The following is a 15,229-nucleotide window of genomic DNA, read 5'->3' on the forward strand; positions in this document are numbered from 1 at the left end:
GCCGGCCCGGCCAGGCGCTGCGCAGAATACGCTTGAGACGCGAACCAGCTCGCGCCTCAGCCGCTCTTTTGTTAACCTGGGTTAACTGGGCGGGGGCACACGGACATGCGCGAAGACTATCTCGAGACATTCCTTGTCGGCGGGCTTGGCCTGCTTGTCGTCACGACGCTGATGATCGCCTGGCTGCTCTGGCAGGAGCGGCGCGCGCGCAAGATGTCGATCGGGGTGGCGCTGGCAGGTGTCGGCTATGAGTTCGTCCATAATCTGCATCAGGTGCTGGTGGAGATTGCGCGCCTGAAGGCCGGCGTGCCCGGCAGCGTGCAGGGTCTGGTACCGCTTGCCCATCCCCAGCTGGACGGGGTGATCGCCCACCCCATGGCAACCGACAAGCGGGCGCTTTCGGGCGTGCATTCTGCCTATCGGTCGCTTGAGGTTTACCGGATGCGGATTCGCGAGCGGGCGGCCCATGGGCGCAATGCGACCGGGGCGATAGACGAGCTCACCGACAGCGCGGTGCATGCGATTGCGACGGCCTATCTATGGGACCGGCATGGCGGGCGCCTGCCGCGCAAGGCCCGCTCACCCCGGGCTTCGGCCGTGCACCGCTGGCTGACATCGCACGGCTTTGCCCGCGAGGCGGTCGAGGGCCGGGACCTTCATGACGCGGTCATTCGTGCCTTGCAGGACGGCGGTACGGCGCTCAAGCCGCGCCCGATCAGCATGCCGGCCCTTGATGAGGATACCTCGCCGCCGCCGGAGGCTGCGAGTGAAGAGGAGGCCAGGGACGCGGCGGGGGAGGGAAACGCTGAGGTTGAGGCCGGCGCCGCCGATACGGACGTGGAGTCCGGTGCACAAAAAGGGGGCGATCAAGGCCCTGAAGTCGATCCAAGCGATGAAACGTCTCGCCATGACGGCAGGCCAGGTCTAGACCCGCGGCCTGAGGAAACGACCGCGAGCGAAGAGCCGCCCTATCCGCACGATCCGGCGCCTTTTGCCTCATCAGAGGCAGATGAGGAAACCGGCGATGAGGTGCCCGGCGAGGATGAGACGGGCGACTTATCCTCTGCGCCAAGCCGGCGCCGGCGTTCCCGGCGCCGGTGAAAATCAGGCGATACGAAAACGCCAAAAAACGATAAGAGCTTTCGAATGGACTTTAAATCTAAGATCAGAACGATCCCCGATTATCCACGCCAGGGAATCATGTTCCGGGACGTGTCGACATTGATGGCGGATGCCGATGCTTTCGCTGCGGCGATTGAGAAACTCTGTGCCCCCTTTGACGGGTTCGAGATTTCGAAAGTGGCCGGTATCGATGCGCGCGGCTTTATCCTTGGCGGTGCGATGGCCGTCAGGCTGGGCGCCGGCTTCCTGCCGCTTCGCAAGCCCGGCAAGCTGCCCTACCGTACATTCAGCGAAAGCTATGAACTGGAATATGGTTCGGACGCCTTGCATATGCATGTCGATGGCGTTGAAGAAGGCGAGCCGGTCCTTCTGGTCGATGACCTTATCGCGACGGGCGGATCGGCCGAAGCGGGGGTCAAGCTTTTGCGCCGGGGACGGGCCGATATCGTTTCGGCTGTCTTCCTGGTGAAGCTCCCGGACCTTGGCGGCGTGCGCCGGGTGCGCAATATGGGGGTCGAAGTCAACGCGCTCATCTCTTTCGAGGGAGACTGAGACGCTCTGAAAGGAAGCAGAGCCATGAAATCCATTATCGCAGGCAGTGCAGTTTTTCTGGCGGTTTCTGTGGCCGCCTGCAGCGGCGAGCAGGACGCGCCGCCTGCTGATGAAGCAAGCCGACAGGCCCTACAATCGCAATCGGGCTGGGACCGGGCGCTGTCATCGCTCAGGGATTTCGAGGCGGCGAGCTATGTCGACGAAGACGCAGAGGAAGCCGACCTCTCCGCGATACAGGGTGTGCTGCCGGATCTGGTGGCGCTGAGCTGGGACGCGAAATCCTTCGATGAGGCGACAGGCGCGACCGTGTTTGAGAATTTGCGTCTTACCGTCAACAGCGAGCCGGCCTTCGGGCTTGCCATGGAGGAGGCGCGTGTCTGGGGGTTTGACGACGACCTGCTGATGGCGCGCCTTGCCGGGGAGCGGCTGGACGAGACGGGCGTCGTCTTCGACCGGCTTGAGGCCGATGGTTATTCTGCCTTTGGCGCTGCCGGAGCGATGAACGCCGCCTTTGATGTCCTCGAATCAGAGATCGAGGCAGAGGATGCCAGTGAGGTGGATTTCGGGGTCGAGCGGTTCGACCTGAACGTCGACAGAACGGTGACCGGCGAGCTGTCCCTGCGGCCCTTCGAATATGTCCCGCTATCTGACGCGCAGTTTGCCGGGATGATGGGCTTTCTGGACCGGGACATGGAGGGCGAAGGCGCCGAGTCCGCCAAGGATAGCCTGAAGGCCATCCAGCTTGCCCAGCAGGTCATCGCTGTTGGACGTTCAATCAAGGTGGAGCGTGCGACAGCCAGCAATTTCACCATGGCTTTCGACATCAATAGTGATGAGGTCGATCAGGATCTGTCCTACACAATCGACTTTTACGGTCTTGAGGGGCTCTCCGGCTATGATCTCGACGCGGTCTATTATGCCGGCATGAGCCAGTCGCAGGGGATGACGATGCGTGCCCCTTCAGACGAGCCGCAGGACTGGCCCTATCCGGACGGGCTCGACATCGATCAGGTCTACGCCTCCGATTTCAGCGTCTGGCGGAATTTGAAGCTCGACAAGCTCGCTGGCTATCTTGTCCGCTCGCAATTTCCCGGCATGGAAGAACGCGACCTTTTGAGCCTCGGCTCCGGCACCGTGACGGGCTTTATCTATCGCATGAACGAGGCGGATGTCCTTCGTATCAAAAGCGCAAGCGTCGATGCGTCGGAGTTTGAATGGTTCCTGCCTGAAAAGATCAGCTATGATCTGACGGGCATGATGATCCGGCCCGAAGAGATCGGGCAGTTCACACTGGGCCTGATGCCATCGGGCGACGATGAAGAGATCGAGGCCGTGCGCAGCGATATCGAAACAGCTGTCGATCTTCTCGATGAGCATGGTCTGGCAGATATTCCGGTCGATATTCAGGCGCTCGCAAGCTGGGACAAGGAAACCGGGGCGACGCGGTTCCGCCTTGCCGGCCAGTCGGAGGGATTTGGCGAGCGGATCGCGCGGCTGGACATCACGATCCCGCCCTATGAGCCCATGGCAGAAACGGTCGAGTCAAACGAGGCCGGGTCGTTCGATGCCGCTTTCGAGGACCTCTTCGAACAGTATTTCAGCTTTGTGAGCGCCCGGCTCTATGAGTCCGATGAAGGCGGTTATGACAAGCTGTTCGGCTATCTTCACGCGATTGGCGAACAGCATGCCGACCAGGGCTGGGGGGCGACGCTGGCGGGCATGCCGCCCGAAGATCTTCGCAGGTTTATCGCCACAATGGTCCGCTCATCGAAAGGCAATGTGCAGGCGCAAGTCCCACAGGCGGCCGACTGGATCGAGTCGCTTGCGGCCTATATCGAGACGCCGGGCGGGAGCCTGGATATCCGTGTCGAGCCGTCCGAGGCGCTCACTGTCGAGAGGATGGATGAACTGGGCGCGTTAAATGATGATGAGGCTATCGTCGAACAACTCGGGATCAGTGTCACGCACACGCCCGAATAGGTGAGTGAGGTGCTTGACCGGAGCGCTGGGGCGCCTCACCTATGGTCCCTGACTGAATGCACGGGAGACGTCATGTATCGCCTCGACGATGAGACCGAACAGAAGCCGCAGAATGAGCCCAACGCCTTTCTGGAAGAGGCACTGTTCAAAGCCAGAACCATCATGCTGACCGGCGGCGTGGACGACAAGCTTGCCCGCCGGGTCTGCGAGCGCCTGCTGGCGCTCGATTCCGAAAGCGACAAGCCGATCCTGCTGGTCGTGTCCTCCCCTGGCGGGCACGTGGAATCCGGCGACATGATCCACGACATGATCAAGTTCGTGCAGGCCGAGGTGAAGATCCTTGGCTCTGGCTGGGTCGCGTCTGCCGGCGCCCTGATCTATGCGGCCGCCAAGAAAGAGAACCGCTTCTCGCTGCCGAATACACGCTTCCTGCTTCATGAACCGCGCGGCGGCTTTGGCGGACAGGCGTCCGACATCGACATCCAGGTGCGTGAGATCGTGCGGATGCGCGAGCGGCTCAACAAGATCTTTGCTGAAGCCACCGGCCAGCCGCTGGAAAAGATCAAGGCCGATACCGACCGCGATCACTGGATGAGCGCCGAAGAAGCCGTGGCCTATGGTCTGGTCGGCAAGATCATCACCAGCCGCAAGGAAATTTCCTGATCAGTGCAGGGCGTTGCTCGTCGGGGCAGCGCCCAGCGGCTCGACAGGCTCAATCAAGGTCCGGCCCAGGAAGGGCCGGATTTTTTTTGCCGTGATCTGAGGCTTGAGAAAGGGGAAGAGGTGTCCGCCATCCTCTACCCATTCCTGGCGCGCCTTCGGGATGAAGGCCGATAGCTGGAGCGAGTTTGAGGGGGCGATGATGCTGTCACGCGTGCCCGCGAGAACCAGCGTTTTCTGGCCGATTAGCGGCAGGAAGGCGAGGCTGGACCAGCCGGCAAAGCCCAGAAGCTGGCGCGACATGGCGTCTGGCGCGGCAAAGGTCGCCGGCCCGGTCGCAATATGGAGCTTCTTGAGATCGCGCTCCAGATCATTCCAGAGTTTGAGGAAAGGGAAGGCCGAAGAGAAGAGGGGCACATCGCTCCAGTCATGCGAGAGCATGGTGAAGCCGCTGCATGTTGCCGCCAGGATCAGGTGTTTCACCTGCGCGCGGTATTGAAGCGCAACCTGCTGGGCCAGCGCGCCGCCGAGTGAGAAGCCCATAAGGTCAAACTCATCGGCCCCAAGCCCTGCACAGGCCTGCACCACCAGACGCGCGAGCAGGGCAGGCGGATAGACCATGTCGGTCTCTGGCGTGCGGCCACTGCCCGGCATTTCAATGGCGATGAGCCGGGTGTCCGGAAACTCTGCGGCGAAGGGCGGGATCAGCTCCAGCGGCGATCCTATGCCGTTCAGGAAGACGAGCGGGCGGCCAGCTGCGGCCTCATTCCAGACATGGATACGCAGATGCGCATCGCCCGCATGGTGCCAGTATTCGGCCGGCTGGGTTGGTTTATACTCTGGCACTCTACCTTCTGGCCTATCCTGTCGCGGACGCTTGCGATCCCCTGTTATCATGGAGCCACTTTGCCAGAGGATGCAAGAGCCGCTTTCGCAGGTGCAGCAAAGAAAAAGGGAGACCAAACTGGTCTCCCTGATCCACTCTACTCTGGGTACTCTACAAGTTTATACACTGTAGCGCGTTCGTTATAAAACATCCAGAGCTGATACGCAGCGTACTGGATTGCTCCATTTTGAAACGTTCGCCACTGTGTCGCCGCTAAAAATGCTGCGGCTGCGATTGACTTGCAAAATCCATCCCGATAAGCCGCGCGATATTGATAATCATTCGCATTCTCGAAAGTTGAGGGATCATGGGGTACAGGAATCTGGTGGCAGCGCTGATCGTGTCGGCAAGCCCGGCCGCATTGGCGGCAGCGCAGGTTACAGGCGCGGCAGATGAGGCGGAAAACCGTCAGGAGACAGTCATTGTCACCGGCACGACGGCATTCGGGGCAACGAAGTCGGACACGCCGATTGTCGAGACCGCGCGCACGCTGTCCGTCGAAACATCGGAAATGTTCATCGACAAGGGCGCGCTCAACCTCGCCTCCGCGCTGACTTATGTGGCGGGCGTTACCGCAGAGCCCTATGGCTTTTCCACGCGCGGCGACTTTCCCCAGTCACGGGGCCTGGAACTGCCGCGCTATCGCGACTCCATCCAGGAGCTGTTCGGCAGCTACAACTCGACCCGCGCTGACCTCTATACGGTCGAGCAGATCGAGGTGCTGAAAGGCCCGGCCTCTGTACTCTACGGGCAGGGCTCTCCGGGCGGTATCGTCAACTATGTCTCCAAGACGCCGAAGGACACGTTTGGCGGTGAGCTGAACGCCGAGGTCGGCAATTTCGACCGCTATGAGGTCGCGGGCGATGTGACCGGCCCGATTGCCGGGACCGATGGCAAGCTCGCCTATCGTCTCGTCGCGCTCTATCGCGATACCGGCACGCAGATCGATCAGGTGGACGAAGAGACCAAGGTCTTCATGCCGTCTCTTTCCTGGCAGGCGAGCCCGGCGACCAAGTTCACGCTGATCGGCCTCCTGCAGGACACAGACAGCGATACGGCCGCGCAGTTCATTCCGGTCGAAGGCACGCTTTTCCCGCTGGAAGATGGCAGCTATCTCGACCCGGAAGTCTATGTGGGTGAGCCGGGCTTCAACCGCTACAATACCGAAAGCCAGCAGGTGACCCTGCTGGGCGAGCATGAATTCAACGAGAATCTGATGCTGGAAGGCACCGCCCTCTGGCGCTCGGGCGAGGCGGACTATCATCAGGCCTGGGCAGCCTTTACCGGGGCAGGGCAGAGCCGGTATCTGAATGGTATTTTCGAGACCCAGCCCGCGCTCGCCGCTGCGGCGGCCATGCAGGGGCTGACCTTTACCGACACGACCGTGCCGCGCACCTTCTATCAGGGCGACAATACGTTCGACCAGCTGGCCGCCGATGTGCGCCTGCGGGCCAAATTCGAGACCGGCGCGCTGGAGCATGAGCTGCTGGCCGGTGTGCAGTATCAGGATGTCGAGACCGACAGCGATACGGCAAACCTCTATGCAGGCGGCGCGCTGCAGGGCGATTTCCGTTATGTGCTGGACCTCAAGAACCCCGTCTATGGCAATTATCCCGACCAGAGTGTCTTCGATGCGCTGCTCAACGATACGCCGGCAAATGTGGTCGAGGATCTCGGCGTCTATGTGTCCGACCAGATCGCGGTGGGCAAATGGCGTTTCACCGCCGGTGTGCGGCTCGATAGCGTCGAGAATGAGGTCGGTGCCGTCAGCCAGGATGATGACGCTGTCTCCACCAGCTTTGGCGCGCTCTACCGCTTCGACAATGGGTTCTCGCCCTATGTGAGCTATGCCGAAAGCTTCGAGACGGTGGTCGGGACTGACAGAAGCGGTAACCAGCTCGATCCCGAAGAAGCGCGCCAGTATGAGGCCGGCTTCAAATATGAGCCGCGCGGCATTCCGGGCCTCATCACGGCGGCCTATTACGATATCGAGATCTCCAATTTGCCCAATCCGAACTCCCTGCCGGGGGATGCGGCCCAGCAGCAGGGCGTCTCCAAGCTGAAAGGGTTTGAGGCCGAAGCGCGGCTGCAATTCGGTGAGGTCTATTTCCAGGCGGCAGCTTCGACCATCGATGCAGAGGACCCGAATGGCCGGCAACTGGCGGCGATCCCGGAAGAACAGGCCTCTGTCTGGACGACGTGGCGCCCGGATGGCGCGTGGGAAGGCTTCAAGGCCGGCGCCGGTATCCGCTATGTCGGAGAAACTGTCTCGGACAATGGCACCATCTCCTATACAACGCCGGACTATACGCTGGGCGATCTGATGGTCGGCTATGAGTGGGACCAGTGGGACTTCGCGGTGAATGCCCGCAACGTGACCGATGAGGACTATCTCACCGGCTGTCTGACGCGGGGTGACTGTTTCCCGGGCCTGCGCCGGACCGTGATTGCGAGCCTCAGCTACGACTTCTAGCCAGGCAGGCAGGGAGCCCTCGCCATGACAGCATTTGAATGGAGCCTGCTTGCCAGCGCCGGGGCGGCCAGCCTCGGCGGGCTCTACGCCCTTTACGCGGCGTGGAGAGAGCCGGGCAGGCCGTTTCATGTGCTGGCAGGCTGGGGTCTCCTTCTGGCCGGGCTGGGTGCTGGCCTGATCGCGAATGGCGACCGAGGGCTTGCGCAGGTCTGTGTGATCGCGATGGCGGGTGCGTGCGCCTTCTTTGCGGTCCCGATGATGCGCGGGATTGCCCCGCCCGTGTCGGCGCAGCGCGTGCGCGAGGGGGCGGCGGATGCCAGTGCGGCAAGGCGCAGCCCGCTCCTCGCCGCCCTTTCGGGGGTCTGGACGTTCCTGCTGAGCGGACCTGTGGCCGGCATCATCGCCTTGCTGGCATCGGCGGGCCTGTTCAAGGCGCTGCGGGCCGCATCGGTGAGTATTGCCACAGCCGGGGCAAGCGCCATTATCGCGGCGGTGATGCTCTGGGCGCTTGTCTCCACGCTGTTACTGATTGAACCAAGGGCCGGGCGGCGTTCCCTCTATGCGGGCGCCGGACTGGTGCTCGGTTTCGCTGTCGCGTTCATCCCGGTCTAGAAAGGCGCGTCCCATGGCAAGTTCGATCTGGCCAAAATCCAGCAAGGTGCGTGTCGCACGGTCCCTGTCGGCGCATTCCGTCATGGGGCTGGTCATCAGCGCGCTCATGTTCATCGTCTGCCTGTCGGGCACCGTGGCCATGTTCGAGGATGAGATCGGCTGGTGGGAGAACCCGGTCCAGGCGCCGGTCGCCAGCGTCTCGCCAGAGGCGGCGCAGACAGCCGCCCGCAATGTCATGGCCCAGCAGCCGGACACGACGCACCTCTATCTCTACCTGCCGCGCGACAACTGGCAGCGCTTTGTCATTGGCGGCGATGACGGGCTTGAGACCGCGACGGCCGCAGGGGAGATGAGCGGCGGGTATGAGACGCCGTGGAATGACTTCCTCATTCACCTTCACTATTATCTCAGCCTGCCGACCAGTTTCGGCATGATCGTCGTGGCCATCCTTGGTGTGATGCTGGTCGCGATGGCGATATCGGGCTTCCTTGCCCATCCGCGCATCTTCCGCGACGCCTTCCGCCTGCGCCGCAAGGGACAGGCCCGGCTGGTCCAGGCCGATCTTCATAACCGGCTCAGCGTGTGGACCGCGCCCTTCACGCTCGCTGTCGCCATTACGGGCGCGATGATCGGGCTTTTCGCCGTGGTGGCGATGGTGCTGGCGCAGACCAGTTTTGATGGCGACAACCGGGCGCTCAGCGAGGCCATCTTCGGGGCTGAAGGCGAAATCGACGAGAGCCCGGCAGCGCTTGCCGATGTCGGCGCGGCCCTCATCACGCTGGAAGAGGTCGCCCCGGAGGCATCGCCTTTCCTCGCCATCGTGCATGACCCCGGCACGGCGAGCCAGCACACCACCATCTATGGCGAACATACCGACCGGCTTGTCTATGGCGAGATGTATGAGTTCGACGCGGGCGGCGCGCTGGTCGGCGATTCGGGCTTTACCAGCGGGGAGGCCGGCAAGCAGATCGCCATGTCGACCTACAGGCTCCACTTTGGTGACTTTGGCGGGCTCGCCATGAAGGTGGCCTATTTCGTCTTCGGTCTGGCGCTCTGCATCACGGTGGCAGCGGGGCTGAATATCTATTTCCTGAAACGGGCAGAGGCCGGGCGCGGGCTGCCCCGGCTCGAGGCGGCCTGGGCGGCCCTTGTCTGGGGCAGTCCGGCCCTTCTGGCAGCGACACTCGCGATCAGCCTGCTGGGTGCCGGCATGGTGGCCCTGACAGGTATTTTCTGGCTGGGCGCGCTGGCGCTCTGCGCGCTTGGCCTTGCTGTGAAGGACCAAGTGAAGACCGCGCGCTGGATGCGGCTGGGGCTTGGCGTGTCCCTGCTGCTGGCCGTTGGGGTGCATGCGGTGCGGTTCGCAGAGAGCTATCAGTGGCCGCATGTCTGGGCGGTCAGCGCGTGTTTTGTGGTGGCGGGGCTGGTTCTGGTCGGGCGGCCGCTGATGGGGCTGCGTGATGCGCGTTCAACATCGCCGCACCATCTGGCGTCATCCCGGCCTTGAGCCGGGAGCTAGCTGCAGCGGCGCCGCAACAAGCTGGGGTGAGGAAGCTTGCAGGCCCATCGGAGGGAAAGTGAGCAGCTCTGAGCGGGCTTTGTGTGCGGCGCGCAGCGTTGATACGTAAGCAAAACCTAAAAGCCTCTGCCGCGGCCTTCATTGAAGAAGCGGGTTCATGCCACTGCCGTGGCCTTCATTCGCGAAAATCGATCCACTGGATCGATTTTTTCGCCGGAGGCGAACTGCAAATGAAGTGGTGGTTGGAGGGAGACTTGAACTCCCGACCTCATGATTATGAGTCATGCGCTCTAACCAGCTGAGCTACCCAACCACATTCAGGCCGGGGGCCCTGGCGATGCAAGGCCCGTCCGAAGCGGGCTGAATACACATTGCGCGCGGGCGGCGCAACCGCCTAATCCAGCAGGTCTGCCACATGATCTGCGATGGCGAGCGAGGAGGTGAGGCCGGGGCTCTCTATGCCGATGAGGTGGATGAGGTGTTCGCTCTCCTCGCGGATCATGAAGTCGCCGGAGGGCTCGCCCTGTTTGACGATCTTGGGGCGCACGCCGGCATAGTCGGGCGCAAGCGCGCCGTCCGGCAGGCCGGGCCAGTAGCGGCGGGCCGACTCATAGAAAAGCGGCGCGCGGGCCGCGTCGACACGGTAGTCGAAAGGCGGCTTTGCATCGTCCGGCAGCCATTGGGCGTCGGGACCGAGGCGTCCGCGCCCGGAGAGGTCCACGGTGAGATGCAGGCCAAGGCTGGCGCGCCCCGGCATGGGATAGATGAGGCGCGAGAAAGGCGTCTTGCCGAGGATGCTGAAATAGCTGCCTTTGACATAATGCGGCTCTGGCAGGTCGATATCGGCATCGATCAGGCGGGCGAGCTCTATGGCGCGGTGGCCGGCGCAATTGATGACGGTGCGCGCGGTGATCTTTGACGGGCTCTCGCCGCCAGTGATCAGCTCAACGCCGCCGGCCGTGCGCGCGCCGTCTGTGACCGGTGTGCCGAAGGCGATCATGCCGCCTGCGTCTTCCAGCTCTCCCTGCAAGGCCAGGAAATAGCCATGGCTGTCGAAAATGCCGGAGACGGGGGAGTGGATGGCCGCGTCGATGTCTTCGGCAAGCGCAGGCTCCATCCGCCGTGCCTCGACGCCGGGGATGATGTTCAGATCCTCGACGCCGTTTTCGCGGGCGCGGGCGAGAATGTCTTCCAGGCGGCCGGCTTCATCGGGATGGGCGACGACGAGCTTGCCGCAATTCCTGTAGGTGACGCCGTGGTCTTCAAGATAGGCGTAGAGCTTGCGGCGCCCTTCGACGCAGAAGCGGGCTTTCAGCGAGTCTTTCGGGTAATAGAGCCCCGCATGGATGACTTCTGAGTTGCGGGACGAGGTGTGGCTGGCGATGAGGTCTTCGGCTTCCAGCACGATGACGTCGCGCCCCTTGCGGGCGCAGGCACGCGCAACCGCCAGACCGATAACGCCGGCGCCGATGACGACAAGATCTGCTTCCAGCCTCTCCATACCCATTCCCTAACGAAAAGCGCGGACCTGCGCGACAGGACAAATCGGGCTGGGACCTCCGGCAGGGGCCAGGGCGTGCCCGGCTCTATTCGGCGGCGACCGCTTCGTTGATGGCGACCTGTTCTTCCAGCCAGTGTTCAGCTTCAAGCGCGGCCATACAGCCCATGCCCGCGGCGGTGACCGCCTGGCGGTAGGTCTCATCGGTAACATCGCCGGCCGCATAGACGCCCGGAATATTGGTCTTCGTCGTGCCGGCCTCTGTGATGAGATAGCCATTGGCCTTCATGTCGACCTTGCCCTTGAACAGATCGGTCTGCGGGGCATGGCCGATCGCGATGAAGACGCCGTGCACGTCGCGGGTCTCTTCCTCGCCGGTCTTCACATTCTTGAGGCGTGCGCCGGTGACGCCGGGCGGGTTATCCTCACCGATGACTTCTTCGAGTACCGTGTCCCAGAGGATCTCGACCTTGGGGTGCTTGAAGAGGCGGTCCTGCAGGATTTTCTCGGCGCGGAAACTGTCGCGGCGATGCACGACGGTGACCTTGGAGGCAAAATTGGTGAGGAAGAGCGCTTCTTCGACAGCGGTATTGCCGCCGCCGACGACGATGACTTCCTTGCCGCGATAGAAAAAGCCGTCGCAGGTCGCGCAGGCGGAGACGCCGAAGCCCTGATATTTTTCCTCAGACGGAAGCCCGAGCCATTTGGCCTGGGCGCCCGTACAGATGATGACGGCGTCGCCCGTATAGGTCGTTCCGCTTTCGCCCACCGCGCGGAAAGGGCGGCTTTCGAAGTCGACTTCGGCGATGTGATCCTCGGAAACCTTGGCGCCCATCTTCTCGGCATGGTCGCGCATCTTTTCCATGAGTTCCGGGCCCTGGATCTCGGCAAAGCCCGGATAATTCTCAACCTCGGTCGTGATGGTGAGCTGGCCGCCCGGCTGCAGACCGGCGACGACGCGGGTGTCGCGCAGGGCGCGGGCGCCATAGATCGCAGCCGTCCAGCCGGCCGGGCCGGACCCGACGATCAGGATTTCAGAATGGATTGTCTCGCTCATCACCCGCTCCAGTTCTCTGGCCAGTTCTCTGGCAAATTGTGTGGCCAGCCCTTGGGCCGGTCTTACGTTTCTGGCTTACAGGTATGGGGATTCTTCGCCCGCGAATAAAGCCCCTGAAGTGCGCTGCAGGTGTGGGACGCCCTCAGGGGAGGTGCGGCGCCTTGTGAACCTCGACCGTCGAATGGTCGACGCCGAACGTCTCCTGAAGGCGCATCTTTACCTCGCGGCGCAGCGTGTCGAGGCAGGCGCCGTCGCGGGCAACGACTTCCAGCGTGACCAGCGGCTTCTGCTCGGTCAGGGCCCAGGCGTGAATATGGGTCACCTTGGCCGCATCGGGCAGATTGGCCTCAAGGTCGGCCTTGATATCGCCGGGGCTGAGCCCGGAGGGCACGCCCTCGATCAGGATGTGGGCCGACTGCAGCGTGATCCGCACGCCGGCAAAGATGATGAGGCCCGCGACCAGCATGGACAGGAGCGGGTCAATCGGCATCCAGCCGGTAAACATGATGACGAAGGCGGCGGCGATGGCGGCCACCGACCCCAGAAGGTCGCCTGCCACATGCCAGAGCGCGCCCTGAAGGTTCAGGTCCTCCTGATCGCCGCCATGCAGGAGGAAAGAGGCGATGATGTTGACGAGAAGGCCCGCCACGGCGACGCCCATCAGAATCTCGCCCATAACAGGGGCAGGGTCCAGCAGGCGCTGGATCGCCTCGAAGATGATCCAGGCGGCGAGCAGCAGAAGAAGGATGCCATTCACGAAGGCGGCGAGGATCTTGAAGCGGGCCCAGCCAAAGCTGCGGGCTGAGTCGGCGGGGCGTTCGGCGAGCTTGAAGCCGAGCCAGGCAAGCGCCAGCGAGCCGGCATCGGTCAGCATATGGGCGGCATCGGCGAGAAGCGCGAGCGAGCCGGACACAACGCCGCCGATGACTTCCGCGATCATGAAGGCAAAGGTCAGCGCGGCGGCGAAGGCGACCCGCTTGCGCGCATCTGCCGTCTCTGTCACCGCATGGTGATGCTTGTGTTCATGACTGCCGAGGCCATGACCGTGGGAATGGGTGTGTGCCATGCTCCCTAAATCGGGAAGTTCGCCGCAAAGTCAAGAAAAAGTGCAGAAAAAACAGTCAGTTGAGAATGTGATTACGTCTCATTCCAGCCAGTCGGGAAGCACAACCGACTGTTCTTGCTCACCTTTCATTGCGGGCTGGGGATGGCGTTCCAGCAGCCGGGCAACAATGGCATCGGCGACGCGCGCGGCCTCCCGCAGCGGCGGATAGGTCCAGAGGTCAAGCTCGCCCTCGAACCAGCGGGCACAGCCGCGGGCGATGAGGCTTTCATGCAGCCGGTCGAATTTCGGGCTGGAGCCCTTGAGGCGTGCGATATGGACCGGCAAGCCATGCCAGGCGGCATCCGACAGCATGTTGGCGCTGTCCTCGGTGACGATGGCGGCATCGGAATAGATCAGCCAGGCGAGATAGGGGTTCGCGCCATCCTCCGGCCCCGCCCAGAAGCGCGCGCCGATGCGGTCCGCCAGCGCGCGCATCTTCGCGATAACCGGCACGGGCGTGCGCCGGGACGTGGTGATGCGAAGACGCCATTTCTGCTGTGCGAGGGTTTCAAGCTGGCTGGCGAGGTGGTTCGCGGCCTCTTCGGTGAAGGTGTGGGCCCTGGAGTCGCCGCCCAGTATGACGATGCAGGACTGGCCCGCCTCGTCGGCAAGGTCGGCAAAAGCCTGTCCGGCCGCTTCGATGTCATCGGGGGCAAAATGTGATGGAGAGCCAACCGTCTGGATCACATTGGCGCCGGTGAGGCCGTCATGTTCAGGCACAACAAGGAGGTCGAAGTTTTCAGGATCTGTCTTGGGGTCGAGGATCTGCACAGTCAGCGTCTTGCCGCCTGAGAGGTCCCGGATAAGGCGGGTATAGGGCGCGCTGCGCCGGCCTGCGGCGATCCAGACATCGGGCCAGGGCGGCTGGAAAAGCGTGCGCTCTTCTGCCGGGAGGGCCCGCAGGGGAAGGGGCCAGTTGCTGCCGGGCAGCAGCGTCCAGGGCGCGCGCGGGCTCAGCGTGATGGGCGCTTCGTGATGGCCTTCACCGGCGATATGCGCGATCTGCATCCAGCGGCCAGGGCTGGCGAGGGCGCGCATCACAGCGCGGACCTGCGCCGCATTTCCCGCCCGCCCATCGGAGACGCCCCAGATGGAGGGGCCATTCGGTGTGCTTGCAGATGGGGCCGGGGAAGCCATGGGTTTTGCGCCTTCTGTCGTCGGTCAGGGTTAAGCCGGACATTGCCAGTTTTCCCGGCGGCATGCATCCGCGCTTTCCTGTGGAAAATAAAAAGGCCGACGGGGCGAACCCTGCCGGCCTTGATCCCTGAGAAGGGAAAATCTCGTCTATTTGAACTCGACGGCTTCGATTTCGTAGACGCGGGCGCCGCCGGGGGCGGCGACTTCGGCCTCGTCACCGACAGATTTGCCAATGAGCGCGCGCGCGATAGGGGAGCCGACAGAGACCTTGCCCTTCGAGATATCAGCCTCATCCTCACCGACGATGCGGTAGGTGACTTCCTTCTCGGTGTCTGCATCGATCAGTGTGACGGTCGCGCCAAAGACGACCTTGTCGCCTTTCAGCTTGGTCACATCGATCACTTCGGCACGCGCGAGCTTGTCTTCAAGCTCAGCCACGCGGCCTTCGATGAAGCTCTGCTTTTCCTTGGCAGCATGGTATTCGGCATTCTCCGACAGGTCGCCATGCTCGCGCGCTTCTGAGATGGCAGCGATCACGGCCGGGCGTTCGACCGACTTCAAATGCTTGAGTTCTGCGTCGAGGGCTGCATGGCCTTCGGCGGTCATGGGTGTTCTTTGCATGTTCTGG

13 protein-coding genes and 1 tRNA gene are annotated in these 15,229 nt (G+C 62.8%); 7 read left to right on the forward strand and 7 right to left on the reverse strand.

What is annotated here, in order from left to right:
- The first annotated feature begins 105 nt into the window (after positions 1–105).
- The 4 genes from ABNU55_RS02170 (at position 106) to ABNU55_RS02185 (ending at position 4,317) form a co-directional block, all read left to right on the forward strand.
- The gene (locus ABNU55_RS02170) at positions 106–1,101 is read left to right on the forward strand and encodes a hypothetical protein (RefSeq protein WP_290754340.1); all 996 of its coding nucleotides are present in this window, start codon (positions 106–108) and stop codon (positions 1,099–1,101) included.
- A gap of 45 nt (positions 1,102–1,146) precedes the next feature.
- Positions 1,147–1,674, forward strand: coding sequence for an adenine phosphoribosyltransferase (locus ABNU55_RS02175; protein ID WP_290754339.1), 528 nt, complete (start codon positions 1,147–1,149; stop codon positions 1,672–1,674).
- A 24-nt stretch (positions 1,675–1,698) separates the two neighbouring features.
- A complete protein-coding gene (locus ABNU55_RS02180) occupies positions 1,699–3,654 on the forward strand; it encodes a hypothetical protein (RefSeq protein ID WP_290754338.1) in 1,956 nt (651 codons plus the stop codon).
- Positions 3,655–3,726: 72 nt separating this feature from the next.
- Positions 3,727–4,317 (forward strand): ATP-dependent Clp protease proteolytic subunit, encoded by a 591-nt coding sequence (locus tag ABNU55_RS02185; protein WP_348764207.1) that lies wholly within the window; start codon positions 3,727–3,729, stop codon positions 4,315–4,317.
- On the opposite strand, the gene ABNU55_RS02190 is transcribed toward ABNU55_RS02185, so the two are convergent.
- Entirely contained in the window at positions 4,318–5,160 is an 843-nt protein-coding gene (locus ABNU55_RS02190; protein ID WP_290749479.1) for an alpha/beta fold hydrolase, read from the reverse strand. It abuts the gene before it with no gap.
- 347 nt (positions 5,161–5,507) lie between these two features.
- Here ABNU55_RS02190 and ABNU55_RS02195 point away from each other — a divergent pair, with 347 nt between their 5' ends.
- The 3 genes from ABNU55_RS02195 to ABNU55_RS02205 are packed head-to-tail and all read left to right on the forward strand — an operon-like array spanning position 5,508 to position 9,792.
- Positions 5,508–7,673: a TonB-dependent siderophore receptor gene (locus ABNU55_RS02195; protein ID WP_290749477.1), complete on the forward strand. Its 2,166-nt coding sequence runs from the start codon at positions 5,508–5,510 to the stop codon at positions 7,671–7,673.
- Positions 7,674–7,697: 24 nt separating this feature from the next.
- Entirely contained in the window at positions 7,698–8,285 is a 588-nt protein-coding gene (locus ABNU55_RS02200) for a hypothetical protein (RefSeq protein WP_290749474.1), read from the forward strand.
- Positions 8,286–8,298: 13 nt separating this feature from the next.
- Positions 8,299–9,792: a PepSY-associated TM helix domain-containing protein gene (locus ABNU55_RS02205; RefSeq protein ID WP_290749471.1), complete on the forward strand. Its 1,494-nt coding sequence runs from the start codon at positions 8,299–8,301 to the stop codon at positions 9,790–9,792.
- A 248-nt stretch (positions 9,793–10,040) separates the two neighbouring features.
- Here ABNU55_RS02205 and ABNU55_RS02210 read toward each other — a convergent pair.
- The 6 genes from ABNU55_RS02210 to greA form a co-directional block, all read right to left on the reverse strand.
- Positions 10,041–10,117, reverse strand: a tRNA-Met gene (locus tag ABNU55_RS02210).
- Between the two features lie 81 nt (positions 10,118–10,198).
- Entirely contained in the window at positions 10,199–11,305 is a 1,107-nt protein-coding gene (locus ABNU55_RS02215; protein ID WP_290749468.1) for an NAD(P)/FAD-dependent oxidoreductase, read from the reverse strand.
- Positions 11,306–11,390: 85 nt separating this feature from the next.
- On the reverse strand, positions 11,391–12,359 hold the full coding sequence (trxB, locus tag ABNU55_RS02220; protein WP_290749466.1) for a thioredoxin-disulfide reductase: 969 nt from the start codon (positions 12,357–12,359) through the stop codon (positions 11,391–11,393).
- 142 nt (positions 12,360–12,501) lie between these two features.
- The gene (locus ABNU55_RS02225; protein ID WP_290749463.1) at positions 12,502–13,425 is read right to left on the reverse strand and encodes a cation diffusion facilitator family transporter; all 924 of its coding nucleotides are present in this window, start codon (positions 13,423–13,425) and stop codon (positions 12,502–12,504) included.
- 78 nt (positions 13,426–13,503) lie between these two features.
- Positions 13,504–14,601 carry a mitochondrial fission ELM1 family protein gene (locus ABNU55_RS02230; RefSeq protein ID WP_290749461.1) on the reverse strand — a complete coding sequence of 366 codons (1,098 nt, stop codon included), beginning with the start codon at positions 14,599–14,601 and terminating at the stop codon, positions 13,504–13,506.
- A gap of 147 nt (positions 14,602–14,748) precedes the next feature.
- Positions 14,749–15,222, reverse strand: coding sequence for a transcription elongation factor GreA (gene greA, locus ABNU55_RS02235; RefSeq protein ID WP_290757657.1), 474 nt, complete (start codon positions 15,220–15,222; stop codon positions 14,749–14,751).
- Between the last annotated feature and the right edge of the window lie 7 nt (positions 15,223–15,229).

Source organism: uncultured Henriciella sp. (genome assembly GCF_964005855.1).
Taxonomy (GTDB): domain Bacteria; phylum Pseudomonadota; class Alphaproteobacteria; order Caulobacterales; family Hyphomonadaceae; genus Henriciella.

Bases quoted from the DNA above. Each gene is read 5' to 3' on its own strand.
- ABNU55_RS02230 (WP_290749461.1), bottom strand. From the start codon at position 14,601: ATGGCTTCCCCGGCCCCATCTGCAAGCACACCGAATGGCCCCTCCATC.
- ABNU55_RS02195 (WP_290749477.1), top strand. From the start codon at position 5,508: ATGGGGTACAGGAATCTGGTGGCAGCGCTGATCGTGTCGGCAAGCCCG.
- trxB (WP_290749466.1), bottom strand. From the start codon at position 12,359: ATGAGCGAGACAATCCATTCTGAAATCCTGATCGTCGGGTCCGGCCCG.
- ABNU55_RS02180 (WP_290754338.1), top strand. From the start codon at position 1,699: ATGAAATCCATTATCGCAGGCAGTGCAGTTTTTCTGGCGGTTTCTGTG.
- greA (WP_290757657.1), bottom strand. From the start codon at position 15,222: ATGCAAAGAACACCCATGACCGCCGAAGGCCATGCAGCCCTCGACGCA.
- ABNU55_RS02170 (WP_290754340.1), top strand. From the start codon at position 106: ATGCGCGAAGACTATCTCGAGACATTCCTTGTCGGCGGGCTTGGCCTG.
- ABNU55_RS02185 (WP_348764207.1), top strand. From the start codon at position 3,727: ATGTATCGCCTCGACGATGAGACCGAACAGAAGCCGCAGAATGAGCCC.
- ABNU55_RS02215 (WP_290749468.1), bottom strand. From the start codon at position 11,305: ATGGAGAGGCTGGAAGCAGATCTTGTCGTCATCGGCGCCGGCGTTATC.
- ABNU55_RS02205 (WP_290749471.1), top strand. From the start codon at position 8,299: ATGGCAAGTTCGATCTGGCCAAAATCCAGCAAGGTGCGTGTCGCACGG.
- ABNU55_RS02200 (WP_290749474.1), top strand. From the start codon at position 7,698: ATGACAGCATTTGAATGGAGCCTGCTTGCCAGCGCCGGGGCGGCCAGC.
- ABNU55_RS02175 (WP_290754339.1), top strand. From the start codon at position 1,147: ATGGACTTTAAATCTAAGATCAGAACGATCCCCGATTATCCACGCCAG.
- ABNU55_RS02225 (WP_290749463.1), bottom strand. From the start codon at position 13,425: ATGGCACACACCCATTCCCACGGTCATGGCCTCGGCAGTCATGAACAC.